Here is a 25,315-nt window from a genome sequence, read left to right on the forward strand (position 1 = left end):
TTTGATTTTTATGTATTTTTATATTTCATCCGTACATATTCATAGAAGATTCAGATGATTTTTTTGCTTATTCATAGTAAATGGTACATTTGTTTGTTAATATGGAAGTAAGATCATATCTTGTACGTATGAGTTGTTCGACGTACACGAGAGAAAGCAGGGACGCCAGATGGCACAACGCACAAAGTACAATATGGTTAAAGATCATATTCTTGAATGGATAAAAGATGGAACGGTAAGACCAGGTGAAAAAATTCCTTCTGAAAATGAATTGGTCCAATCATTTGGAGTGAGCCGTCATACGATTCGACAAGCTGTAGGAGAACTAGTGAACGAAGGTTATCTTTACCGTGAACAAGGCTCGGGCACGTATTGCTCCCCGGTCCTTCCGACCTCGGCTCCCCAGGCGATTGAACGTTTAGGCAACGGTAAAAACATCGGTGTCATCACGACCTACATGTCTGATTATATATTCCCGTCTATCATCCGGGGGATTGAATCTCACTTGGCTTCAAAAGGATATACATTGACCTTATCTTGCACGGATAACAACGTCGAGAAAGAACGGCAATGCCTCGAGATGATGTTAGATCGTCAAATTGATGGGTTGATCGTCGAGCCGACGAAGAGCAGTAGCTATAATCCGAACATCAAATATTATTTAGAACTCGAACAACAGCATACGCCTTATTTGATGATTAACCAATACTATTCGCAGTTGACACCCCCTTATTTGATCATGGATGACGAGAAGGGCGGGTTCTTGGCTGCCGAACATCTCATCAAACTTGGCCATGAGCGCATCATGGGACTTTTCAAAACAGATGACCTTCAAGGGGTCCATCGGATGCGCGGCTTTATACGCGCGTTCCGGGAATACAATCTCCCCCTAGAGCCAGAATTAATTATAACGTATACGACAGAAGAACTTGTGCCCTCTTTTTATGACGTGATTCATCAAGTTTTTGAGAACACGGACGAACGGCCGAGTGCAATCGTCTGTTATAACGACCAACTCGCCCTTAACGTGTTGGACCAGTTGAGAAATCTACGCCTCTCTGTCCCGCAAGACGTCTCACTCGTCGGATATGACGACTCGGTGCTTGCCGTCGCGACAGAGGTTAAACTGACTTCGATCATCCACCCGAAGCAAGAATTGGGTCGTGCCGCAGCCGAGTGGATTATCGCGGCCGTCGAGAAAAAAGAGATGCCACCGTCACATACGTATGAACCCGAATTGATCGTCCGCAACTCGACTGCACCCTATAACCGTCTCGAATCTAAATTAGGCTGATTCTCTGCTAACTTCTTGGAGGTCCTCATGAATTTAAAACATGAACACAACAAGCTATTCCAAGCGCTCGAATTTGTCACCAGCCTGGTGCAACTGAACGTGGTCTTCTTACTGAGCATTCTGCCTGTCATCACGTTGTTCCCGGCCTTGTACGCTTTACATGCCGTCACAAGGCAATGGTCGGTCAACCAAGATTACAGCGTGTTCCGCGCCTACTTCCGCTTCTTTAATGAAGGAGTGTGCCGTCATTATAAGCTCGGTATAGCCTGGACATTGTTTGTATTCGTCTTGTTGATCGACTTTTTACTCATTCGGCAAATCCATACAGGGCAGACGATTCTCTTCGCAGGTCTGTTCGTGATTGGATTTGTCTTCATCTCCCTGTCGTTATTCCTGTTTCCGATTTTGACGCACTACGAGATGAAGACGATGGATGCCTTGAAGTTGGCGTTATTCAGCATCATACGATACGGCTATATTGTCGCGCTCGCGCTCTTGTTGTTCACAGCACTCGGTATGCTCGCGTACCGGTCACCACTCTACTTGTTGTTCGGATTTTCGTTCATCGTTTTTCTAAAAACGAAACTATATCTCCACCAATTAAATCGTACTATAACGAATAATCATATCGATATCGACTCCACGTAATATTGATTTTTTCCATCTACTTTAACAAAGTAGATGGTTTTTTATTTGAGTCTAAGAAGAATAGTTTACTCATCTGTCAATTTCAATAAATATGACTAAATCACTTCTTTAGGTTGTTTAAGTTCTATTCAAAATGAATAATACAGTTCTTAGTTAGTGAGGAGGCAAAGCAATTGGGCTTTTCCGTTAATGACTTTATTAAGGATACTCCAGTTTTTGGTGACTTACATTATATTTTGCATTATGACAATGAATCAGAACGAAGAGACACTTTAGTCTTTTCGAAAACATAGTTCAGTCCTTCATTACTGAAAGAAGCTGATTTCATTAGACTACAACAAGCAACCCTTCGTATTCATAAGTAGGCTTTAGAAAAATGTGCTCCCTAATAAACTATGTATGTCTCTTCATTCCTTTATATGCTACTTATAGTTCCACACTTCAACATACTTGATCACCTCAAGTTGTTTCCTATCCAATTTTCCAACCGCTGTATAAGGCAACTCCTTCACAAACACGATTTCTCGTGGAAGCTGATAAGTTGTCAGTCGTTCGCGCAACCAGCTCACCAGTTCTTCTTCTGTCAATTTTTCATCATATAACTGTACGTATGCTTTCAAGATGTGACCGGCGTACACATCCTCTATCCCGACGACGGCGGCGTCCTCGACATTCGGATGGTCGCGCAAAACCGTCTCGACTTCCCCAGGATAAATATTGTTTCCTGCCGAGATGATCAAGTCGTCTGTTCGTCCACAAAAAAAATAATAGCCGTTCTCATCCCGGTATCCGACATCACCCGTTTGAATCCAGCGGTTCTTCCTGCTTTGCATGGACCACTTATTTCGTATGCAAAATTCCCCGATGGCCCCTGGCTCGACTTCCGCTCCATCTTTCACTACCTTTAAGTCCCCTCCCGGAATCCTTCTCCCGAGCGTGTTCGCATCATAATGTAAATCTTCTGGTGAGGCGATCAGATTCAAGCCCGCTTCCGACGTCCCATAGAGATTGTATAAGACGCTCCCCAACTCGTTATGGACTTCACGGACTAAAACGGGATGAAGCTTCGCACCACCGGACGCGATACAAGCGAGAGAATGAAGTGATGTTGGATCGTGTCGTAACATTTTGTGGATCATGAGCGGGACGACCGTGACTACTTCTACCTTGTGTCGCCGAATGAGGTCACAGGCTCTCTGCACATCAAAGCTCTCTTGAATGACGACCTGTTTCCCTAGCGCTAGAAAAGATAAAAGGATAGCGATACCGTAGCCATGGTAAATCGGGGTGGCAATATAGGCAGTGTTGAATGATGGCAACTGCAACCGATTCAATAAAGCCGTGAATGGAGCCAGAAAGTGAAAGAGGGATGGTTTGTGAATCACCTGTTTCGGTTTTCCGGTAGTGCCACCGGTCAACAGCACGATTTTCCCGCTCGAGGCGGCCGGAAGCTTTCCTTTTTTATGTCGCTTCGAATCCGATAAACTATTGATTGATACCTTTTCCTCATGATAGCTGACGAGTGTCGAACGTTCGTAAGACGAGTTTTCAATTAAGTCTTCGAACTCCTCATCGTAAATCAAAAGATCGAATGTTTGTTCTTCTACGAGCCGGTTGAACTGCAGTTGACTCATCGAACAATGGAGCATATAGATGTCTGCACCGAGTCGTGAGGCCGCAAACATCCCTTGTACGAAAGACGCGTGGTTCTTACAAAGAAACGCAACTTTTTGTCCCTTTTTAACCCCATACTGATTAGCGAAATGATAAGCGAGGTGTTCACAGCGTGACTTTAGCTCTTGATACGTCAATGTTTCTCGGCTATACACTAAAGCCGTTTTTGGACTCCCTGCTCTTTCAGTCAATGTAAAAAGAAGCATCAAGTTGATTCCGTTTTGACGGATTGCGACGAACAGACGGCCTAGGTTCGATGGTGATAGAAAATGGAGCTGCGACAAGACTTTCACTAACTTAACCATTCCCACTGTCACGCTCCTTTCTCTTAAGTAATGTAGGGACCATCCAGTCTATCGGTCTTCTGAAAACAAGAGACGCTACTTGACCGAGGAACAACCACCACGGCTTATATACTGGTCGTTTTGTATACAGGGCATGTCCAATCAGTTCCGCCACATGTACCGGTGACATGGCAGGAGAATGCTGATAAGCTAGCGTCGGTTTGATCATCGGTGTTTTTACTAGCGGTAGATATAGAACCGTCGTGGAAATATTTTTGATTGTGAGTTCCGGACCCGCAGAGCGAAACCACGTATCGAACGCGGCTTTTGATGCCTGATAGGCCGCCCAGTGAGGAAAAGGATGAAGTAACACATTGATGGTCGACACATTGACGATCTGCCCGTTCTTCTTTTCGAGCAACGGAATGAGCGATAGCATCAATTGTACCGGAGCAAAATAATTGATCGCCATCGTCCGAGTGAAGTCATGGTATCGATCGAGTGACTCAGTGATGGGACGATTGATGGAGATTCCAGCATTGCTGACGAAAACATCCAATCCTTCCGGTAGTTGATGGAGATACGCCAACAATCCATTCCGTTCCTCTTCAATTCGAAGATCTGCCGGGAACAAGGTCACCGTGGCTGACCCCTTCTCGATTTCAGACTTCATGACGTTCATGTCTGCTTCTCTACGGGCGACGAGAATCAGGTGCGCGGTTGTATCCGCTAGTAGATAAGCGAAAGCCTGCCCGATTCCTGAGCTCGCTCCAGTAATCAATATCGTTTTCCGTTCTAACGCTGATTTCATTTTCTGATAATCGAAGGAAGGAAATCGGAATAGGAGTCTCTCTAGTAACGTGTAGTCATACATATTGCCAGCACCTTTTATTTATATTCGTCTCTTCAAGCTAAAAAAACCTAGACAATCATTTGGCCATACATGACAAACAGCAGCGTCCACTTTAATTGAAAAGGACCTGCTGTTCAAACCTTCCGTTTATCTTTTATACACTCTTCCCATTCGCATATCGAGTGAAATTGTCGAGAATCGCCTGCCAGCCTTGTCGTTGCATTTCAACCGGATTCATCGACTCCGCATCAAACACCTCGACCACCTTCGTCTGATCCCCTTCAGAAGTAAATGAAATTCTGACTCTCCGTTCATCCTCAAGGCGATACTGAATGAGCTCATTTACTTCAACTTCCTCATATACCCCTTCAAAATCAAAGCCCATGCTCTGATCTTTTGCTTCCATCCGACTACGAAACTTCCCGCCGACCCGTAAGTCGTTCTCCGCCTCAATCGTATGCCAATCGTCAGACGCATGATTCCATTGTTTGATATGTTCAGGTTCTGTCCAGAATTTCCAGACTGTGTCGATTGGTGCATCGACGAGCGTTGATATCGTCACGACATTTGAATCCATGATTCGTTTCCCCTTTATTCTACAATTTTGATCAATCACGAATGCGCTGCCCGTCCTATATGACGAACGCAATATGAGATTACTTCCCTATCGATCACATCTTCTCCTGCTCTCATTTCAACGATTGAAAGATACTTAAAACAAAAACCTTGAATGGCACTCAAAATCGAGTTCATTCAAGGCTCTTTTCATTTCATAATTGAAGCTTAACTCTTGGCAATCCCAAGCATAAATCCAGCGACGACAATCAACCCGATTCCCATGAAAACAAAGACGCGTTCTTTTGTCGTCTTCTCTTCTTTCAAGAGATAGATCCCACCAAGTGTCGCCACGACGACGTTCAATTGGGATAAGGCGAACGAAGTTGCAATCCCCACTTCTCCGCTTGAAACGAAAAGTCCGAAGTTCCCGATTCCCCAGGCTATCCCCGCCAAGATGTTTTTGAATGTGCGAGGATCAAGTTTCTTGACGTCCTTTTCACGAAGACTGAACAGAAGTGCCGCGATGAACATCCCGACGGATTGTGGAAGAATCGCGGTGATTCCTTCTACTTCAAAATAGTTCGTCAAGACGGCATATGTGACGTAACCAATACTCGAAACGAATAGGACGAGTAAACCCTTTTTCAACGCACCGGCACTGTCCTGATCTTTCTTCTGTTGGTATGAAGTCATAGTCGCTCCGATGATAATCAAGACGAGCGCTGAAAACCCTAACCATAGCTCCGTCGATGTCTGCCAGTCCCCGAGTACGATGACCCCAAAGAGAGACGTCCCAACGAGTTGCATCCCCGTGCTGATTGGCATCGCTTTGGAGACGCTTAAGATTTGGAACGATTGGAACTGCAAATATTGACCGAGCGCCCAGAACGCCCCTGAGATAAATCCGGTCACGATGGCGAGTGTCGTGAACTCCGGTCGGAAGACGAGGGCAATCACTGTTGCCATGATCATCGCCCCGATGGTCGTTCCGATTAACTGCTGAATCGGTTTTCCTCCTACTTTCGACACGATGAGTGGAATACTTCCCCACATGAGTGCCGGTAAGAGTGCCAAAAGAATCATTTCCATGAAGCACACCTGCTTTCTTAATATAACGTCTAACATGAAATTCCCACGTCTCCAATTTTATAAACCTAAATTCAAAAAGGGAATTGCCATGTCGAATACTACGATGATATAATGATTTCGAACGGGGCATTAGCTCAGCTGGGAGAGCGCTACGCTGGCAGCGTAGAGGTCAGGGGTTCGAGCCCCCTATGCTCCATTAATTGGTCACATCTCGAATGAGGTGTGGCTTTTTTATTGGTATGGTGCGATTCAACCTCTTTCTGAACGGGTAATGATAGTTAGACTTTTTCATATAAGGGGGAATTTTGATGGAACGTACATCTGTAGAAGAAACATTGACGAGCGTGATCGAATGCATGCGCGCATGCAACCACTGCTTCTCAAAAAGTTTGCAAGAAGAGGATTTACACATGTTCACCGAATGCATCCGCCTGACTCGAGAATGCTCAGACATTTGTACTTTAGCTTTAAATGCCTTAGAAACAGATTCAGCCTTTTCAAAACCAATCGTTGCTTTATGCGCCCAAGTCTGTGATACGTGTGCGGTAGAATGCGGACGACATCAGCACGACCATTGTCAAGCCTGTGCCAAAGCATGTGAGCGTTGTGCGGAAGCTTGCCGAACACTTGTTGCCGCTTAAGCACGACATTCGTCTAACTTTCTGTTAGACTTTTTTTATTGCTTACGAAAGAAGGTAAACTATGAACCATACCATTCTCGCACTTGACGTGGAGACCGCTAACCGTGATAGTCGCAGCATCTGTTCTGTCGGATGGAGCATCCTTCAAAATGGTGATGTGGTCGAAACCGACCAGCGACTCGTCAATCCGGAGGAAGACTTTGATATGGGTAACATCCGCGTCCATGGCATTCGTCCGAGTGACGTGTGGTATGCACCGGCATTACCGGAAGTGCTTTCCTCTCTTTACCCGATTTTACGGGAAGTGGACCTCGTCATCGCACATAACGCTTCATTTGACATGGGTGCCTTGAGAAAGGCGATTGTGAAATATGATCTATTCGATTTCCCTACAATCGAGTACGGTTGCACCGTCAAACTGTCACGTAAACTGTATCCAGGACTCCCGAACCATAAGTTGAACACGATGGCAGAACACTTGAACGTGCCGTTTATTCATCATGATGCAGCTGAAGATGCTCGTGTATGCGCGCTACTCATGCGAGACATGATGCAAAAAACCGGCATCACAAACCCAAAAGAATTGCATCGCTATACGTCCGTAAAAACAGGAACGCTCGCATATTAAACCGGTCATGCAATCATGACCGGTCATTTTTTGAATATCCATCTTTTTTGAATATAATAACTGACGAAAAAGAGAAAGCTGTCGACGACCACTTTTAGGATGACCTCGCCTTGTCTGAGCAAGAGAAACAAGAGATAAACAAGGAGTGCTGAAAGGGCCATTTGAAGCACGACGAGACTAAAATATTTCGGAAGAGACCGCCGCGCCTTCGAATCGAAGACTACTTTTCGATTAACGAGATAATTGAAGAGAGAGGAAATGATTCGAGCGATGACCGTCGCGATGACGACGTGAGCCGTATCGAAGTATGGGGATAATAAATATATGAAGAGTGCATACATCCCTACGTCGACAAGGAACGAGGCGACAGAGGATAACGAATACATCAAAAACATCCGATAAATTAAAATCGAGTCGAGAATCGGTCTAAAATGGGATGAATCATTTTCATTCTCATATACGGTCTCGATGGTCGTTTGTTGAATCGGGACCTGCAATCGTTTCGTGAACGTGAGCATATTCATCTCGAACTCATATCGATTTCCAGGAATGTCAATCAGTTGTCGTGCATATCGCATCGGGATGGCTCGAAGTCCCGTCTGCGTGTCTTTTAACTTCAGCCCGCTCCCAATCAACATCACGAGCCGTGTCGCCTGATTGCCGAATCGGCTCCGGAACGGAATCGCATCTCCGCTAAAATCTCGACATCCCATGATGAGATGATGTGGTTTATTCAACCCTTCCTCATAGACGCTGACGACATCTTGCGGCAAGTGCTGCCCGTCGGCATCGACCGTGATGACCCCCGTTTTATCCGGATATGTGTCCACCACATACCGTAACCCCGTCTTGATTGCTGCTCCCTTCCCTTGATTCTGTTCGTGCGTTAACACTTGGTCGACAAATGATGCAATCTTATCAAATGTGCCTACCGACGATTCGTCACTACCGTCATTGACCACAATGATGTTCGAAAACCCACTCGCCCTCAACTTCTCCACGAGTGTGACAAGTGCCTCATCAGGGTTATAGGCCGGAATCAAAATCGAATACGCTTGGCGTGTTTCCACTTCATGCATCTGCATCGCCACCCCTCCTTCAATTCCTCTATACCCGAAGCAATGAATTCGCATTCCCAATAAAAAAAACATCAGCCCTAAGGCTGATGCAAGTACTCACCCGATAAAGATCAAGTAAGACGAAACGAAATAGACAACGACAACGAGTAACGAAGGAATCACATAACGTACCTTCGACGTGACATTTTGTCTTAGCACACTATACATGACGAGGATCGATAGGATGGTGATCCCGACCGCAGATACGAGGTGTGACGTCGAGACATCTGCGAGAATCGATCCATTCCGATAGAAGACATCTGACATGGCGATAATCAACATGTTGAAGATATTCGAGCCGAGAATCGAACCGAATGCCAAGTTGACATTACGTAGTTTGAGCGCCATGAACACAGCGACCGCTTCCGGGAGTGACGTCGATGCCGCAATCAAGAAGCTACCGACAAAACTAGAACCGAGTCCTGTGACAACGGCAATTTGATCACCTGTGATGGAAAGGGCTGTTCCTGCCGCCATGATTACGATTGCAGCGATGATGAATCCAAAGACCGCACGTTTCAGCGTGATCTCTTCATATTTACCGACGACCACTTCTTCTTCGACTTCATGCTCCGCGACCGGCTCTGTCGGTTGTTTCCCGATATAGTAGATTCCGATACCGTATAGAATCGCAATCAAGAGCGCGTCGACTCCGATTCCGATAAACGTCATATCGACGCGAACGATCAAAGCAATCAACGTCGTGACGGTCAAGAGTAACCCAAGTCCGGCCGTGTACAGGTGGTCCCGACTCGCATAGTTGAACAATTGCTTCTGTCGGAAGTATAGGTCGAACATCGCTAAGATAAAGATATTGAATAGGTTACTTCCGAGCATGTTTCCGATGGCGATGTCTGGGTTGTCAATCATGACAGCCGATATACTTGTTGTCACTTCCGGGAGCGAAGTCGCTCCTGCCAATAAAACCGTACCGACAAGCATCCCGCCCATTTTCGACTTTTCAGTCATGACGTCGGCGTACGTCGATAATTTGATTGCGGCATAGACGGTGATGGCCGCAGCCAGTAAGAAATAAACAAATACCATTTTTTCTCCTCCTTGGGTAAACAAAAAAGACCTTTTTATGGACGACAAAAACGCCCATAAAAAGGTCTTGCGGACTTGTAAAAGCTCGATGGACCGAGTGCGCACGCACTGTAATGACGACCCATCGACCACGATTGTGGTCGCTACTCCCCTTTTTATCTTCCCTTTGACTATAGCATGAAGAGAACTAGTTGACAATCGAGCGACGTATGAGTGCGAGAAGTTCTTGTGGCTCGAGAGCCGTCCGATATGCGAGTTCTTGCATCCCCGCGAGTTTCTCGGGTGACAATGGCGTGGTCCAACCCGCTTCGTGAAGTCGCTGTCGGAAGCACACAATCTCTACTTCATCAATCGTATCTCGCCTGACAATCTCCTTTAACTCATATGCCGTTTGACATAGTGGTGCCGATTCTTGCAACCATTCGTCTTCGACGAAATGGGTCAGCATCGATTCAAGGAGCCTTGCCACTTTTCGATCTTTTGAATTTTTCTCGCCGTAAAACAATAGATGGAGTTCTTGTTCATACAAACCGATTAGGTCTGTCGAACTCCGAAACGGTTCAAATGCTGATAGTAATTCATGATAATACCATGATTGGTCTCGCAGCGGTCGTTTAAAACGTTGCCACACCTTCATCCCTTCCATCTCAAGATCATAACGGATGGAACGGAGATTATGTAGCTTATCCGCCACGAGAAGTGCGACTTCATCAAATTGAAGTGATTTCACCTGCTGAAGTGTCAGTCGTTTCCGTTGTTCCCACGACTCGTCACGATTTTTTTCCGAGACCGCGAGAACGAGCCTGTGCACGTCAGATCCGAATTTTGATAAGATTTCTTGTGGGTCCGTCTTCGTGTCCTCAATCAAATCATGGAGCAACCCTGCCGCCACGACCACCGGTGCTTGATGATCGGACTCAAGAAGCATGGCGACCGAGAATGGGTGTGACAAAAATGGTATGGATGAACCTTTTCGGAACTGTCCTCCGTGACGAATAGACGAAAAACGTAACGCCTCTTCTACGAGCGGGTTCATGTCGCCATCCTCCTTCTTCCGGATAAAAACTCTCCTATTCATTACCCGGAATTAGGTACATATAACCTAAAAACATCCCGAATTTAGGTATATGGTCACATTATTCTTCATAAATCATTTTTTTCGTCATTCCTCCATCGACGACAAGATTATGCCCGTTCACAAAACTGTTCTGACGATCGATCAAGTATCTCACAGCGCGGACGATATCTTCTGGTTCACCGACCCGGCCTGATGGATGTTGTTCATGATCAATCTCACGTAACGACTCATCAGACGTATGAATCCATCCTGGACTGATCGCATTCACCGTCACAGGGCGGCCGCCTAATGAGATGGCAAGTGAATGGGTCAAGCCGACGATGCCTCCTTTAGATGCACCATATGCATCCCAATGCGGTTCGTTCTGGAAAGCACGTGTCGAGGCCATGTTAACGATTCTTCCATATGACTCATCTTGATTCAGTTGTAAAAAGTATTTCGCACAACTAAATGTCCCGACTAAATTGACATCGATGACTCGTTTGAACGTGTCAATCTCAAGCTCATCAATCGGCTTGACCAGCGAAGCGATCCCTCCGTTATTGATCAATACATGGGCTCGACCAAATTCGTTGTGAATATCGTCAAAGACACGCTTAAGTTCAGACGTGTCCCCAAGGTCCACTTGATAAAAGCGTAATCCTTTAATGTCCGGGTCATCTCCAATGTCTAGCCCGATCACTTCATACTGATTTACGAAAGCTTGAGCAATCGCATAACCAATTCCTTGACTAGCTCCTGTTACAATCATCACGTCTTTCATCATTCATCCCTCCTAAAAGACTGTATACCCAAATCTCGATTAGTCGGACCATAGTTTTCGATTCGAAGTCGTGATCACACTCGCTCCCGCATCAAGTGCCGCTTGGACTTCTTCTCGTGTTTCAATCAGCCCACCTGCGAAAACGGGTATTCCCGTCTCCTCCTTTACGCGTTGAATATACTTCGGCACAATACCTGGTAAGACTTCGATATAGTCCGGTTTCGAACGTTCAATGTGTTTGATACTTTTCTCTAATGAGGTGGAATCAATTAAAAATAGACGCTGTACAGTGACCACATCATTTTGCTTTGCTTTGACGATGACGTTTCCTTTCGTCGAGATGATGCCGAACGGTTTGAACGTCTGGCAGACATATTCTGTCGCATACTCGTCCGCCTTCATACCTTGAATCAAATCCATATGGATGAACACTTTTTTATCATGCTTCCCCAATAATCTGAAGATGGAGTCCAATCGGCTCATATGAATCTCTAATAACACCCCTAATTCGAAATCACTCGATAAAAACCGCTCCAAATCCCGCATGTCCCGTATCGCCGGTAAGATGGATTGACCATTGATCATCAACTATTCCCCCTGTCTCCTTCTCATTATGCAGATAGCCGATTTTATAAATCAAGGTTTACTCATTCAATATATCGGGAAAGTAAAATCAACTTGTGTAGAGGGGGATTTGAGTATGGTCAATGAAGTAACTGTAAAAGTCGAAACACCGACTCCAGAACAACATCAAGCGTTACGCGTGAAGGCGGGGATGCCACGACGTTCTGATCGAGGTACGGTGAAGGGGCTTCAAAATACACTGTATGGTATTTGTTTATACTTAAATGATGAGATTGTCGGAATGGGACGTGTCGTCGGTGACGGCGGGATGGTATTCCATTTAGTAGATATCGTCGTAGATCCGGAATGCCAGGGGCTTGGACTCGGAAAATTACTCATGGAGCATTTGATGGAATGGATCTTACAGGAAGCGGATGAAACGGCCATCATTAGTCTAATCGCAGACATACCAGCCGATGGGTTGTATCGACAGTTCGGTTTTGATTACTCACGACCTGAATCCGTTGGAATGGAGTATCAATGGAATCAAAGAGAAAGCTAATTGGGGTCATGAGCGGAGATGACGTATGGATGGATTAAATATCATCGTGTTGCTCGGGTTGGCGCTCACCCTCATCTCTGTCCTCAGTCTCCTGATTGAACGATTATTCTTCCCAAGTATTTTAGCGTTTATCGCAATCGGGGTCGGGGTCGGGTTTTTCTGGGATGGGAATGAAGTCTTTAAAGTTGCGGGAGAGATTGGAATCATTCTTTTGTTTTTCCTACTCGGTCTAAAGTTTCCACTACGTGAACTTTGGAAGCGCATGCAGAAAGTATGGAAGGCGGGAATACTCGATATCACTCTGTCATTCGGGGTATCGTTCGGGATTGCTTTAGCATTTGGTCTCGATTTCCCTCGCGCCTTTTTAATCGGGGCCGTCTTATATGCGACGAGCTCCTCCATCTCTGCGAAACTGCTTGAGCGACATTCCGAAAAACATGAAGATATTAAAGAGTTTGTGCTCGCATTACTCATCTTTGAGGATATTTTTGCCCCACTCCTCTTGACGGTTGCCCCTTTCATCATTCAAGAAGAACCGGTTGCGATGTCCGATATCGGCAAAGTGTTCGTAGGATTTCTTATATTTGGCGTACTCTTGTTCATTGGTTCGAGCTTCGTATCCAAGCAACAAAAATTTTCGAAGCACTTACTGCGACAAGATGATGCAAGTATCGGTCTTATTGGACTCATTCTCTTTTTCGCAGGAATCGGCATGGTGTTTGGATTATCTGAGATTTTAGGGGCATTTATCGCCGGGATCTTGCTCGCAGATATCCACGATGTGAGACCGCTAAAGCGTTTGACCGTACCCGTCCGAGATTTATTCTTGCCGATCTTTTTCATCTCGTTCGGTATCTCGATCAACCTCGAGAAAGGTGTCATCGTAAATGCGCTCTTCTTCGTATTGATTGTGTGGGGTGTATTATCCAAATGGATTGTCGGACGCGTCGGGGGCAGAATCTATGGCTTGACGCGTGTTCAAGCCAATGAAGCCGGGTTCTCACTCGCGCCACGTGGGGAGTACTCTATTTTATTCACCGCCCTTTCGAACGGGGCCATCAACTTGTTTGTCGGTCTCTATATTTTCGTGTCAGCCATTGTCGGAATCATTCTGTTCCGCTTCTCAGAGTACTTGGCAGAAAAAACGGAGAAAACCCTCACGAAAGTCTTACCTGACGAGAAAAAAGAAGAATGAATTGGCGGACCCATACGCTGGGTCCGCCTGTTTTGTGCGTTAGTCTTTTGCCCGTTTGTTGTGCCGCTTTTTACGCCAGACGATATAAATGATGACGCCGATGAACAGCAGCCCATAGATCGCGTAGGAATAGGCATCGAGGTATGAGAGGATATCTTGCCAGTTCTCGCCGACTTTCATCCCGATGAAGATGAGAATGGTATTCCATAAGGCTGTTCCAGCCGTACTGAGCAGTAGAAATTTCACGAATGGCATGTTTGACATCCCTGCAGGAATCGAGATTAGGCTTCGAACGACCGGCATCAAACGTCCAAAGAAGACCATCCAGCCCCCGTACCGGTCGAACCACGCATCCACTTTTTTTACATCATTCAGATCAAGTCGTAACCACTTCCCATATTTCTTCGTCCATTTTTCGATCTGCTCGACATCAAACAATAGTCCGAGGCCGTATAATAATACGGCTCCTAATATGGCTCCGACTGTCGATGCCACGATGACGAGCGTGATGGACAAGTTCGTCTTTACAGCAAAAAAACCACCAAAGAGTAAGACGACTTCAGAAGGGATCGGTGGAAACACATTTTCAATAAAAATCATGAATGCAATCCCTATGTAGCCGTACTGTTCAATCACAGAAATCATCCAGTCACTCATGTCTCTTCCTCCATTCTCCCCTCTATACCCGTCCATTTTGCTATATAATCGTAAGGACATGCTACACTCAAAGAAAGGAGCTGATTGAAATGGAAGAGACAGTACGGTGTCCTTGGTGCGGGACGGATCCACTTTACGTCCGTTACCATGACGAGGAATGGGGAAATCCCGTTCACGATGACCAAAAGCACTTTGAATGTCTGACACTCGAGAGTGCGCAAGCAGGACTCAGTTGGATCACCATCTTGAGAAAGCGTGAAAATTATCGATTGGCTTATGCCGACTTCGAAGTGCAGCGAGTTGCTAGCTTTACGGATGAGGATGTGGAGAGACTCCTAGCCGATAGCGGGATCGTGCGAAATCGACGAAAAATCGAGGCGTCGATCAATAATGCGAAGCAGTTCATCAAACTACAGGAAGAGTTTGGCTCATTTGATTCGTACATCTGGTCATTCGTCAACGATGCACCGATCCTGAATGCATGGAACCGTCTTGAAGATGTTCCTGCGACGACGGAACTTTCTGAACGATTGAGTAAAGATCTGAAACGACGCGGCTTTAAGTTTTTAGGACCGACAACGGTTTATGCCCATCTACAAGCGACGGGTCTTGTCAATGACCACCTCACCTCTTGCACGTTCCGATAACTTAAGACCAGCTCTCAAAAATATCTTTACATTTCCCCACTTGTTGTGACAATATTTTGACAAAGTGATACTTTATCACTGAAAGCGTATTCATATTTTTTATCTTTCGGGGGGATGTTGATGAACGGAATTTTAGTGTCCATTGTCGTGTACATGGCACTGATGGTCTTGCTTGGGATCATCGCGTATCGGAGAACAAGCAGTATCGGAGATTATATGTTAGGTGGTCGGGCGCTTGGTCCCGGGGTCGCCGCCTTATCTGCCGGTGCATCAGACATGAGTGGATGGCTCTTAATGGGATTGCCTGGTGCCATGTATGCGTCAGGGATTTCAAGTGGTTGGATTGTCATCGGGTTGACAATCGGCGCCTATTTGAACTGGTTATTGGTCGCACCGAGATTACGCATTTATTCATACATATCGGATGATGCGATCACAATCCCAGACTTCTTTGAGAAGCGATTTAAAGACACAAAAGGCGTGTTGCGCTCATTTTCAGCTGCCGTCACGTTAATCTTTTTCACACTGTATGCGACAAGCGGATTCGTCGCCGGCGGTCGCCTATTCAATGCCGTCTTCGACATTGAGTTTGTAACGGGAGTTGTCATTCTCGCTTCTATCATTATTTTGTACACATTTATCGGTGGATTTTTAGCAGTCAGCTGGACAGATTTTGTTCAAGGATTGATCATGCTGTTCGCCCTTATTTTTGTACCTGCCATCGCCATTATGGCAACTGATGGGGTATCAAACGCTTTAGACACGGTACGAAATATTGATGAAGCGTTACTTGACCCGTGGACAGGGCAATCACTCATCGGAATCATTTCGCTATTTGCGTGGGGACTTGGCTATTTCGGCCAACCACACATCATCGTCCGTTTTATGGCAATCGGAAAGCTCGAGGACATTAAGACGGCACGTCGAATCGGGATCTCATGGATGGTCTTCACCGTTGTCGGGGCGATGGCGACCGGATTGTTCGGTCTCGCCTATTACACACAACAAGGCCTCACCATCGATAATCCGGAGAACGTCTTTATCAACCTATCTGACTTATTATTCCCGGATTTGGTCACTGGTGTATTGTTGGCTGCTCTTCTCGCCGCCATCATGTCGACCATCTCCTCTCAATTGCTCGTCTCGTCGAGTGCCGCGACGACAGACTTTTATCAGAAGTTCTTCCGTAAGGAGGCGGGTGACCGTGAACTCGTCATGGTCGGTCGGATTACGGTCATTCTCGTATCCGTCATTTCAATCATTCTTGCACTCGATGCAGACGACACCATCTTAAACCTTGTCGGTTATGCTTGGGCAGGGTTTGGTTCATCATTTGGTCCGCTCATCTTGTTCAGTCTGTTTTGGAAACGAACGACGCGTCAAGGCGCGCTTGCTGGAATGTTGACTGGAGCCTTTGTCGTCATTCTATGGAAGAACTATGCCGCTTCTCTTTTCGGAACGTTTGGGACATTGTATGAAATGATTCCAGCATTCTTCCTGTCGGCACTTGCCATCTATATCGTGAGTTTGGTGACACCGCCACCAAATGAGGTCATTCAACGTGAGTTTGACCAAATGCAAGACATGGTCAAAGAACATATCAAATAATTCTCATGACAGGTCAAAAACGACCTGTCTTTATTTATTTAGGCAGGATTTTTCTTAATTATCGACGAATTTTAGGGTTATCGTACGAATCTGTCGTGAAAAGGAGAATCGGGATGAAACCAATCAAGATCGTCTCTCGTCTTACCTTCCTGTCTAGCTTTGTTTTATTAATTGCTTGTGGTACGACTCCGGTAACGAATCAAGAAATACCAGAAGAAGTCGAAGAACCGATTGTCGAGGTACCTGAAGAAATGCCGCCTGCCGAACCGGAACCGATTGTCACGACGGCCTCCCTCTATGCAATCGGCGACATCCTTCTACATGATTCGGTATACAACGCAGCTCGTACTGATGAAGGGTATGAATTTGATACTGCATTCGAACAGATCTCTCCAATATTGAGTCGCGCCGATCTATCAATCGCCAACCAAGAGAGCATGATTGGCGGGAGTGAAATCGGACTTTCGAGCTACCCGGCATTTAACAGTCCTTTTGAAATTGGAGATGCCTTACAACGGGCAGGAATCGATTTGGTCACGACAGCGAATAATCATACGCTCGACCGTGGCGTCCGAGCTATTGAAAATTCGATTGACCATTGGAACGCAATCGGAATGCCTTATACAGGCTCCTTCCTATCGGCTGAGGACAAAGCGAATATTCGTACGTTGACGGCCAACGATATTTCTTTTTCCTTCCTCGCATACACGTATGGGACGAATGGAGTCGTGCCGAAGCAGCCTTATCACGTAAATTATATCGACCTTGCACAGATGCAACCAGAGATCGAGAAGGCGGAACAGTCGACTGACATGACGGTCGTCTCCCTCCATTTCGGTACGGAATACGAGCCGTTACCGAATGAGAGTCAAACTGAGCTCGCCCAATCGTTAGCAGACCTCGGAGTCGACATCATCATCGGTCACCACCCTCACGTGCTGCAACCCCCGACCATGCTAGAAGGAGTTCATGGCAATCAAACATTTGTCATCTACTCGCTCGGTAATTTCCTTTCCGGACAACAAGGAGATGAACGAAACACGGGCGGCATCATCGGGATTGATGTGGTCAAGACAATCGAAGATGACCAATCGACTTTTGAATTGAAAAATCCGATGTTCTATCCAACCTTTACGCAAAAATCATCTGATGGACATTATGAGGTCGTCCCGTTAAAGGCTGCTCGTCCTGAACTTCTTTCCCCTGTTAGCAACCATATGTCGCAATGGTTACCCCAACTCAAAATCGAACAATGACGACCACGAAATCACTCGTGGTCTTTTTATTTTCAAAAAAGGGTTGCCACACGACATCTTATCCCTTACACTGAGTTGTATATTTATAAATAAAGATTAATAATTATTCATAAGGGGTGTTCATATTTTGAAACAGAAACTCGTATTGGCTTACTCAGGTGGTCTTGACACATCGGTTGCGATTAAATGGTTGGACGAACAAGGTTATGATGTGATTGCAGTCTGTTTGAACGTCGGGGAAGGAAAAGACTTAGAAAAGATCCAACAAAAAGCGATGAAAGTTGGAGCGAAAAAATCAATCGTCATCGATGCGGTCGACGAGTTCGTCAACGAGTTCGCTCGCTATTCGATGCAGGCCCATACATTATATGAAGGCGTATATCCACTCGTTTCGGCACTATCACGCCCCCTCATCTCGAAAAAATTGGTCGAGGTCGCACAGGCCGAAGGCGCCGTCGCCGTGGCTCATGGATGTACCGGGAAAGGAAATGACCAAGTACGTTTTGAAGTGTCCATTCATGCACTCGATCCTTCACTCGAAATCGTCGCACCGGTTCGGGAATGGAAATGGTCACGTGAGGAAGAAATCGCGTATGCGGCAAAACATCAAATTCCGATTCCAATCGTTCAAGAAGAGCCATTCTCAATCGATCAGAACATCTGGGGACGCGCCATCGAATGCGGGATTTTGGAAGATCCTTGGGCATCACCTCCGGCAAGCGCATATGAGTTAACAGCAGCACTGGAGGATACACCGCATGAACCGACTTTTCTTAAAATTGAATTCAAGAACGGAGTTCCGGTCGCTATTGACGGGAAGAGCCAATCGTTCACCGATATCTTAAAAGAGCTCAATATCGTCGCGGGTGCCCACGGCGTCGGGAAGATTGACCACATCGAGAACCGGGTCGTCGGTATCAAATCACGCGAGGTGTATGAGGCACCTGGCGCCATGACATTAATCACTGCACATAAAGCTCTTGAAGCCTTGACACTCGTTCGTGAAGTGGCGCATTTCAAACCGATTGTCGAACAAAAATTGACGGAAACGATCTACAACGGACTTTGGTATTCACCGCTCACAAAAGCACTTCTTGCCTTTATCGATGAGACACAAGCGACCGTCACAGGAACGGTTCGCATGAAACTGTTTAAAGGACAAGCCATCGTCGACGGACGGAAGTCGCCAATCTCGCTTTATGATGAGGAACTTGCGACCTATACGTCAGCAGATACGTTCGATCAGCAAGCAGCTGTCGGATTCATCAAGTTGTGGGGTTTGCCAACAAAAGTTCAATCAGAGGTGTTGATGGAAAAGGGAGCGTTCGTCAATGAGTAAATTATGGGGAGGCCGTTTCGAGAAGACGGCGAGCGATTGGGTCGATGCATTCGGTGCATCGATTGAATTTGATGCTCAACTCGTCCTTGAGGATTTAGAAGGTAGCATGGCTCACGTGACGATGTTAGGTGACCAGGGCATCCTCTTAAAGGAAGAAGTCACTCAAATCCTTGATGGATTACAACAACTTAAGCAAAAAGCACTCGCGGATGAATTGAAATTCGAGGTGTATCACGAAGATATCCATATGAACTTAGAAGCTCTGCTTCATGAAGCGATCGGACCGGTTGCAGGGAAGATGCATACGGCACGTAGCCGAAACGATCAAGTCGCGACGGACATGCATCTTTACTTGAAAGACCGTGTGAAAGAAGTGATTCAATTGATTGAATCACTTCAGCGTGAATTGCATGCTCACGCTTCAGAAAACGTAGAGACAATCATGCCTGGCTATACGCACCTCCAACGTGCACAACCGATCTCGCTGGCCCATCACTTACTCGCCTATTTCTGGATGCTAGAGCGTGATAAGGAGCGGTTTACGGACAGCTTGAAGCGGATTGATTGGTCTCCTCTTGGCGCAGGAGCCTTAGCCGGGACAACGTTTCCGATTGACCGTTCCCGTTCAGCTGAATTACTTGGATTCAATCGGGTTTACCCGAATAGCCTCGATGCCGTTAGCGATCGTGACTTCATACTCGAGTTTCTTTCAAATGCATCAATGCTTATGATGCACCTCTCCCGCTTCTGTGAAGAATTGATTCTTTGGGCAAGCGAAGAGTATCGCTTCATTACAGTGTCGGATACGTTCTCTACCGGTTCGAGCATGATGCCACAAAAGAAAAACCCTGACATGGCCGAACTCGTCCGTGGAAAATCGGGTCGAGTGATTGGAAACTTGATGGGCTTGTTGACGCTCATGAAAGGACTTCCACTCGCTTACAATAAAGATTTACAGGAAGATAAAGAAGGGATGTTCGATACGGTCAAGACCGTTCAAGGCTCGCTCAGTATCATGGCGGGGATGATGAATGAACTGACGTTCCACCCGGACGTCATGAAACAAGCGACCGAGCGCGATTTTTCTAATGCGACCGAACTCGCCGATTATTTGACCGCAAAAGGGTTACCGTTCCGTGAGGCACATGAGGTGACTGGAAAACTCGTCAAATATTGCGTGGATGAGCGATTGTATTTACGCGAGCTTCCAATCACGGTATTCCAAACGTACTCTGAATTGATTCAAGAGGATGTGTATCATGCCTTGACCCCTGAACAGGCAGTCGCACGTCGAAACAGTTACGGCGGAACAGGATTCGATGCCGTCCGTGAACAGTTGAAAGAAGCTTCGGCATGTATGAGCACGATGACCTATTCTTAATCATCTCGAACCCGTCACGTTAATCTGTGACGGGTCTATTTATTTATCCTGTTCATTCAGACGTTCAACGAAAGAAGGAAGACCTTTTTCTAGTAGAAGATCGAATACCTCCATCATCTCATCAATAGAATTTTCATTGACGTCTAATAGATATTGCAAGACGACCCCATCGACTGCCGCAATCAGCCATGAACTGAACGCATTGTTTAGACGAGTGTTTTCTAATCCGTACAAATGAATCAGGATTTGTTCGATTTGTTTTGTCCATTCTGTATATTTGTCTTTTAATTTCAGTTGTGCCTCCATGTTCCCCAGTAACACTTCATGAGCAAAATGATACTGCAAGCGGTTCTCTGCATCTTTATGAAACCGTTTCACTGTATTTCGTGCAATCTCTATTTTGATGCGTTCTTTAGAATACGAATCGCCCGTCATTTCTTTTGCGATTTGAGAGGAAACAGACAAGCTCTCATTCATTAAATCGTACAATAAATCCTCTTTATTTTTGTAATGATGATAGATGGCTCCTGTCGTCATATTCGCCTCGATTGCAATCGCTCTGACTGTTGCCCCGTTCACCCCACTTCGAATAATGACCGTTCTCGCTGCATCTAAAATTTTATTTTTACCGTCCACAGTTATTCTCCCCTTTCGAGTCCATTTTAGAATAACATAGCACTACCAATGCGAGTGCTCAGGACTAAATTTTGTGAAATAATTCACATTGACTAAACAGGGTTTCCAGCCTATACTAATAACATAACAAACGTTATGTTTGTTAAATTCAAATGAGAAGGTGAATGGAATGAACGTCTGGCCACATGCAATCTCGATGCCACTCTATTTAGGTTTATTATTAGGAATCATCGTTTTTTTCAGAAAGCACTATAAACTGTCCGCCTACTTTTGGCTCGCTTCGTTATTGACCATCCCACTATGGATGATGGGGAATGTTGATGGATGGTTTCGTTGGGCAAAAATTGTAAGCGTTATCATCCCAACTATTATCGTTGGTTTCTCTCGAATCGCCATTTACGAGAAAAAGAAAGGACGAATTTGGGACTTTTTAAAGCGTGACGAATTTTTATGGTTCTTCTACGCCATATTGTTTTTGAATATCGCAGAAGCCACGATTAAAGATGTGACACTCGGCAACTACTTTAATGCCGCCTGTGGATTTTTACTCTGTGTGACGATTCCTTTCGCACCGACTTTTTGGAAGTTTGCGAAAGAAGGATACGCCGATCTCGTAGCCTATACGACTGGGTCATGGAATTTTATATACACGTCATGGAACGCATGTTTCGTCTATGCAGAATCTCCAACTTATTTTGCCAGCTCGCTCTGCATCTTGCTTGCAGCAGAACTGTATCCGGTCATCAAAGGACGACCAGAGCTTTACATTACCGCTCGTATTTACACGCTTGCAGCCCATTTATTGATTCGCGCATGCTATGACATCTTCCCGCAAGTCATGAACTCTTCGACATGGTTCAACCCGGAAGTATTGAAATCATGGGGAATGATTAATTTTGTGATCATCGTCCCTTACGTCTTCTGGCATATGTGGCAACTTCATCACAATAAGGCCATCATCAGCTTCAAGAGAGCCAAAGTATCATGATGGAATCGAATATGTGAACGTATAATTTCGATTGCTCAATAGTGAACAAATAACAGTTGTAAGGAGGAGATTTGAGTGGGAATTCTGTATGAACGAATCGATCTCGTCGGATGGGGAATTGGGTTATTTGTCTTGTTTAGCTTGATGGCTTTCAATGAATTCAGTCGCACAACCAAGTGGGGAGGAATAACGTTATTCTTGATTGTACCGACTATACTGACCCTTTTCGTTTGGCCGACAACCGCAGCACCAGGGAACGAATATGGAACAGGTACATGGTTCAACTGGGTGAAAACATATTCTGCTCTCGCCGGCTGTCTCGGTTTCATGATTATTCGATATCGGCCCTCGCTATTACAAAAGAAATGGGTCTTATTCTTTCCACCGGGGATTTTGGCACTGAACATTTTAGAAGCCTGTATCCGAGACTTTCAAGTATACTTCTATAACGTTCCTGACGGCGCTTATATCGATCACCTTTGGGTCATGTCCGGACCTTGGAATCTAATGAACGGTTTTGCCGGATTATTGAACATCATCGCCATCTGCGGATGGGTTGGAATCAATATTTCGAAAGATCAATCAAAAGATATGATATGGCCCGACATGATTTGGCCATGGATCATCGCCTATGATTTATGGAATTTTGCTTACGTTTATAATTGTATCTCTGACCACTCGTTTTATGCGGGATTGATTCTGCTCCTTTCGTGTACCATTCCTTCTTTCTTTATTAAAAAAGGAGCTTGGTTGCAACATCGTGCCCACACGTTGGCTTTATGGATTATGTTCGTTATGACAGTTCCAGCGTTCGTCGACCGATTAGCTCCCGTACCGTCGACACATGACCCGAGAGCCTTCTTTATCGTCAGTCTGCTCTCCCTCTTATTCAACATGGCACTTGTCTCCTATCAATTTTATCGGATCCGTCAACGACATCTTCATCCACTCAAGGATGAGCTTTATGTTGAAACGAAGGCATATCAGACAGCTTTGAGTCAAAACGGGCTGTCTTGAAATAATTCTTGCTAACCCCTTCTCAACATGTTAACTTTTATATTGTTAACGTTAACTGAAAAGGGGTTTACATATGAAGATTCAAGATATGACTCAAATCGCCTTCGGCGCAGCACTCATCGCAAGTATCGGTTTCATCGAAATACCGATTGGACCCGTTCCGATCACCCTTCAAACACTCGCCATCATGACCATCGCCGGCATATTCGGTGCACGGAAAGGATTTTTGGCAGTCATCGTGTACCTCCTGCTCGGCTTGATCGGACTTCCAGTACTAAGTGGTCAAGGAGGTCTCGCACCATTTGTAGGACCAACTGTCGGATATTTAATCGCCTTTCCGATTGCAGCGCTCTTCATTGGCTGGTTCAGCGAACGCTACCGCTCCATTCCAGCATTGATTGGCTATAACTTATTATTCGGTCTAGGGCTCGTCTACTTACTCGGAAGTATCGGACTCGAGATCGTTCTCGGTATGTCGTTCATTGATGCGCTCAAAGTAAATATTCCATTTCTCTTTGGCGACGCATTGAAAGCAGTGCTCGCAGCCATATTAGCCGTGAAAATTTCTCAGAACGTTCAAGTCCGTCGTTCCCTCGCTTCGTAAAGGTTCGAACGTTTCACCCGTTTCCATCTGTGGAATAACTGTAGTATGGAAGGGGGTGTCCCGATGAGCGACTCGACGTTTAAAAAACGCTTACAGAAAGCGACCCACTTTTACCAACGCTCTGACAAAGGGCAGCGTCAAGGAATCGATAAGTCGTCTCATGAGAAACGTGACACAGATGCGTTTGAGCGAAGACTCCGTGAGGCTAAAGCGAAAGTTGGCGAGATTCAAGAAAACATTGACCATATTGCTAGACGTTAAAACCCCGTCCGAAGACGGGGTTTATTTTTTGCGTTGTCGAATGAGAAGCGTGACGATGAACAGAAGTGCTAATGTGACGAGAAGTGCAAGTGATGCCGTATTCCACCCAATCAAATTCAACCCTACACTGATGGCGACCGTGATATAAAATCCACCGAGCGCTTTTTTGACGTGCTGCGAGCTGAAACGTTGTAGCTGTTTCGCTCCAAAGGGTGACCCGATCATGGCGCCCGCAATCAGAGCAAGACCGTGCAGATAATTCGTTTCAGCACCCGCCACCGCGTAACTTATGACACCGGATACGACGATGAGAAGCGCTGCCGTAATACTCGTTCCGACCGCACGCTTCATCTCTGTGTTCAACAACTTGACCTGAAGAGGAGTCAAGACGAATCCACCGCTCACGCCCATCAACGAGGAGATGAACCCCGCGAACACACCGATGATCCCAAGGCGTGGTACAGAGTCCGTTCCGACGCTTCCTTCCACATGCTGTTTCGAACGAAAGAAAGAAACCGCAAAATATGTGAGTAATGCGATATAGACGAGTGAGATGATCAGTGTCGCCCCATCGACTCCTTCTAAATAAAAGACAAGCGGTGTGGCAATCCATGTCCCGACAATCCCGAACAAACCGATCCATAAGGCGTGCGACACGTTCACGTTACGCAAACGGATATGCGAGATCGTTCCTGCCGTCGTTGATCCGAGTGTCAACATGAGGCTAAGAGCAATCGCCGCACTCGCTTCATACCCGAAGACAAGGAGAAGTGGTGTCAGTAAGATGCCACCACCAATCCCAAAGAAACCGCTCAAGATTCCGATTAACGTTCCTAAAAGGAGAAACTGTAATACTTGTAAAACGTCCATGTTGTACCCTTCTTTCATTGGTCTCGTCTGCAATCATATCAAAAAGGGGCGTCGA

27 protein-coding genes and 1 tRNA gene are annotated in these 25,315 nt (G+C 45.8%); 16 read left to right on the plus strand and 12 right to left on the minus strand.

Features of this window, described 5'->3' with window-relative positions; translation table 11 throughout:
- Window positions 1-169: 169 nt before the first annotated feature.
- Complete coding sequence (locus KNO65_RS01050) at window positions 170-1,294, plus strand: GntR family transcriptional regulator (RefSeq protein WP_214781264.1); 1,125 nt, start codon at window positions 170-172, stop codon at window positions 1,292-1,294.
- Window positions 1,295-1,321: 27 nt separating this feature from the next.
- On the plus strand, window positions 1,322-1,942 hold the full coding sequence (locus KNO65_RS01055) for a YesL family protein (protein ID WP_214781265.1): 621 nt from the start codon (window positions 1,322-1,324) through the stop codon (window positions 1,940-1,942).
- Window positions 1,943-2,364: 422 nt separating this feature from the next.
- On the opposite strand, the gene KNO65_RS01060 is transcribed toward KNO65_RS01055, so the two are convergent.
- The 4 genes from KNO65_RS01060 to KNO65_RS01075 all read right to left on the minus strand — a co-directional run bounded on the left by KNO65_RS01060 (window position 2,365) and on the right by KNO65_RS01075 (window position 6,400).
- The gene (locus KNO65_RS01060) at window positions 2,365-3,921 is read right to left on the minus strand and encodes a class I adenylate-forming enzyme family protein (protein ID WP_214781267.1); all 1,557 of its coding nucleotides are present in this window, start codon (window positions 3,919-3,921) and stop codon (window positions 2,365-2,367) included.
- On the minus strand, window positions 3,914-4,711 hold the full coding sequence (locus tag KNO65_RS01065; RefSeq protein ID WP_251131622.1) for an SDR family NAD(P)-dependent oxidoreductase: 798 nt from the start codon (window positions 4,709-4,711) through the stop codon (window positions 3,914-3,916). Before KNO65_RS01065 ends, KNO65_RS01060 begins: the two co-directional genes overlap by 8 nt.
- Window positions 4,712-4,907: 196 nt before the next feature.
- Complete coding sequence (locus KNO65_RS01070; RefSeq protein ID WP_214781271.1) at window positions 4,908-5,330, minus strand: SRPBCC family protein; 423 nt, start codon at window positions 5,328-5,330, stop codon at window positions 4,908-4,910.
- A gap of 206 nt (window positions 5,331-5,536) precedes the next feature.
- Window positions 5,537-6,400, minus strand: a complete 864-nt coding sequence (locus KNO65_RS01075; protein WP_078146990.1) for a GRP family sugar transporter — start codon at window positions 6,398-6,400, stop codon at window positions 5,537-5,539.
- Window positions 6,401-6,523: 123 nt separating this feature from the next.
- Between KNO65_RS01075 and KNO65_RS01080 the strand changes: the two genes are divergently transcribed.
- The 3 genes from KNO65_RS01080 to KNO65_RS01090 all read left to right on the plus strand — a co-directional run bounded on the left by KNO65_RS01080 (window position 6,524) and on the right by KNO65_RS01090 (window position 7,669).
- Window positions 6,524-6,596 (plus strand) — tRNA-Ala (locus KNO65_RS01080).
- 112 nt (window positions 6,597-6,708) lie between these two features.
- Window positions 6,709-7,041 (plus strand): four-helix bundle copper-binding protein, encoded by a 333-nt coding sequence (locus KNO65_RS01085; RefSeq protein WP_012726406.1) that lies wholly within the window; start codon window positions 6,709-6,711, stop codon window positions 7,039-7,041.
- A 61-nt stretch (window positions 7,042-7,102) separates the two neighbouring features.
- Complete coding sequence (locus KNO65_RS01090; protein WP_214781273.1) at window positions 7,103-7,669, plus strand: 3'-5' exonuclease; 567 nt, start codon at window positions 7,103-7,105, stop codon at window positions 7,667-7,669.
- Between the two features lie 23 nt (window positions 7,670-7,692).
- On the opposite strand, the gene KNO65_RS01095 is transcribed toward KNO65_RS01090, so the two are convergent.
- The 5 genes from KNO65_RS01095 to KNO65_RS01115 all read right to left on the minus strand — a co-directional run bounded on the left by KNO65_RS01095 (window position 7,693) and on the right by KNO65_RS01115 (window position 12,260).
- Window positions 7,693-8,754, minus strand: coding sequence for a bifunctional glycosyltransferase family 2/GtrA family protein (locus KNO65_RS01095; protein ID WP_214781275.1), 1,062 nt, complete (start codon window positions 8,752-8,754; stop codon window positions 7,693-7,695).
- 90 nt (window positions 8,755-8,844) lie between these two features.
- Window positions 8,845-9,834 (minus strand): sodium:calcium antiporter, encoded by a 990-nt coding sequence (locus KNO65_RS01100; RefSeq protein WP_031423558.1) that lies wholly within the window; start codon window positions 9,832-9,834, stop codon window positions 8,845-8,847.
- A gap of 187 nt (window positions 9,835-10,021) precedes the next feature.
- The gene (locus KNO65_RS01105) at window positions 10,022-10,870 is read right to left on the minus strand and encodes an HD domain-containing protein (protein WP_214781277.1); all 849 of its coding nucleotides are present in this window, start codon (window positions 10,868-10,870) and stop codon (window positions 10,022-10,024) included.
- 100 nt (window positions 10,871-10,970) lie between these two features.
- A complete protein-coding gene (locus KNO65_RS01110) occupies window positions 10,971-11,675 on the minus strand; it encodes an SDR family NAD(P)-dependent oxidoreductase (RefSeq protein WP_353047416.1) in 705 nt (234 codons plus the stop codon).
- Between the two features lie 39 nt (window positions 11,676-11,714).
- A complete protein-coding gene (locus KNO65_RS01115; RefSeq protein ID WP_078146995.1) occupies window positions 11,715-12,260 on the minus strand; it encodes a glycerol-3-phosphate responsive antiterminator in 546 nt (181 codons plus the stop codon).
- Between the two features lie 115 nt (window positions 12,261-12,375).
- Here KNO65_RS01115 and KNO65_RS01120 point away from each other — a divergent pair, with 115 nt between their 5' ends.
- Together KNO65_RS01120 and KNO65_RS01125 are read left to right on the plus strand one after the other, a co-directional pair.
- Window positions 12,376-12,801, plus strand: coding sequence for a GNAT family N-acetyltransferase (locus KNO65_RS01120; RefSeq protein ID WP_214781286.1), 426 nt, complete (start codon window positions 12,376-12,378; stop codon window positions 12,799-12,801).
- Between the two features lie 25 nt (window positions 12,802-12,826).
- On the plus strand, window positions 12,827-13,996 hold the full coding sequence (locus tag KNO65_RS01125; RefSeq protein ID WP_214781288.1) for a cation:proton antiporter: 1,170 nt from the start codon (window positions 12,827-12,829) through the stop codon (window positions 13,994-13,996).
- 39 nt (window positions 13,997-14,035) lie between these two features.
- Here the strand turns inward: KNO65_RS01125 and KNO65_RS01130 are convergent, their stop codons facing one another.
- Window positions 14,036-14,653 (minus strand): DedA family protein, encoded by a 618-nt coding sequence (locus KNO65_RS01130; RefSeq protein ID WP_214781290.1) that lies wholly within the window; start codon window positions 14,651-14,653, stop codon window positions 14,036-14,038.
- Window positions 14,654-14,742: 89 nt separating this feature from the next.
- On the opposite strand from KNO65_RS01130, the gene KNO65_RS01135 reads away from it, so the two are divergent.
- From KNO65_RS01135 to argH, 5 genes are all read left to right on the plus strand, one after another.
- Complete coding sequence (locus tag KNO65_RS01135) at window positions 14,743-15,300, plus strand: DNA-3-methyladenine glycosylase I (RefSeq protein ID WP_214781292.1); 558 nt, start codon at window positions 14,743-14,745, stop codon at window positions 15,298-15,300.
- A 120-nt stretch (window positions 15,301-15,420) separates the two neighbouring features.
- Window positions 15,421-16,908 carry a sodium/proline symporter PutP gene (gene putP / locus KNO65_RS01140; protein ID WP_047795263.1) on the plus strand — a complete coding sequence of 496 codons (1,488 nt, stop codon included), beginning with the start codon at window positions 15,421-15,423 and terminating at the stop codon, window positions 16,906-16,908.
- Between the two features lie 113 nt (window positions 16,909-17,021).
- The gene (locus KNO65_RS01145) at window positions 17,022-18,164 is read left to right on the plus strand and encodes a CapA family protein (protein WP_214781294.1); all 1,143 of its coding nucleotides are present in this window, start codon (window positions 17,022-17,024) and stop codon (window positions 18,162-18,164) included.
- Between the two features lie 124 nt (window positions 18,165-18,288).
- Entirely contained in the window at window positions 18,289-19,503 is a 1,215-nt protein-coding gene (locus KNO65_RS01150) for an argininosuccinate synthase (RefSeq protein ID WP_214782058.1), read from the plus strand.
- The gene (argH, locus tag KNO65_RS01155; RefSeq protein WP_214781296.1) at window positions 19,496-20,884 is read left to right on the plus strand and encodes an argininosuccinate lyase; all 1,389 of its coding nucleotides are present in this window, start codon (window positions 19,496-19,498) and stop codon (window positions 20,882-20,884) included. The genes KNO65_RS01150 and argH overlap by 8 nt, the downstream gene beginning before the upstream one ends.
- A gap of 39 nt (window positions 20,885-20,923) precedes the next feature.
- On the opposite strand, the gene KNO65_RS01160 is transcribed toward argH, so the two are convergent.
- Window positions 20,924-21,520 carry a TetR/AcrR family transcriptional regulator gene (locus KNO65_RS01160; RefSeq protein ID WP_214781298.1) on the minus strand — a complete coding sequence of 199 codons (597 nt, stop codon included), beginning with the start codon at window positions 21,518-21,520 and terminating at the stop codon, window positions 20,924-20,926.
- Between the two features lie 169 nt (window positions 21,521-21,689).
- Between KNO65_RS01160 and KNO65_RS01165 the strand changes: the two genes are divergently transcribed.
- From KNO65_RS01165 to KNO65_RS01180, 4 genes are all read left to right on the plus strand, one after another.
- Window positions 21,690-22,508 carry a hypothetical protein gene (locus KNO65_RS01165; RefSeq protein ID WP_214781299.1) on the plus strand — a complete coding sequence of 273 codons (819 nt, stop codon included), beginning with the start codon at window positions 21,690-21,692 and terminating at the stop codon, window positions 22,506-22,508.
- A 75-nt stretch (window positions 22,509-22,583) separates the two neighbouring features.
- Window positions 22,584-23,525 (plus strand): DUF5692 family protein, encoded by a 942-nt coding sequence (locus KNO65_RS01170; RefSeq protein WP_214781301.1) that lies wholly within the window; start codon window positions 22,584-22,586, stop codon window positions 23,523-23,525.
- Window positions 23,526-23,598: 73 nt separating this feature from the next.
- Window positions 23,599-24,129 (plus strand): biotin transporter BioY, encoded by a 531-nt coding sequence (locus KNO65_RS01175; RefSeq protein ID WP_214781303.1) that lies wholly within the window; start codon window positions 23,599-23,601, stop codon window positions 24,127-24,129.
- 63 nt (window positions 24,130-24,192) lie between these two features.
- Window positions 24,193-24,390, plus strand: coding sequence for a hypothetical protein (locus tag KNO65_RS01180; protein ID WP_012726425.1), 198 nt, complete (start codon window positions 24,193-24,195; stop codon window positions 24,388-24,390).
- Window positions 24,391-24,411: 21 nt separating this feature from the next.
- Here KNO65_RS01180 and KNO65_RS01185 read toward each other — a convergent pair whose 3' ends face one another.
- Complete coding sequence (locus KNO65_RS01185) at window positions 24,412-25,260, minus strand: sulfite exporter TauE/SafE family protein (protein WP_214781305.1); 849 nt, start codon at window positions 25,258-25,260, stop codon at window positions 24,412-24,414.
- Between the last annotated feature and the right edge of the window lie 55 nt (window positions 25,261-25,315).

It is taken from the genome of Exiguobacterium sp. S3 (assembly GCF_018617295.1).
GTDB classification, from domain to species: domain Bacteria; phylum Bacillota; class Bacilli; order Exiguobacteriales; family Exiguobacteriaceae; genus Exiguobacterium; species Exiguobacterium profundum.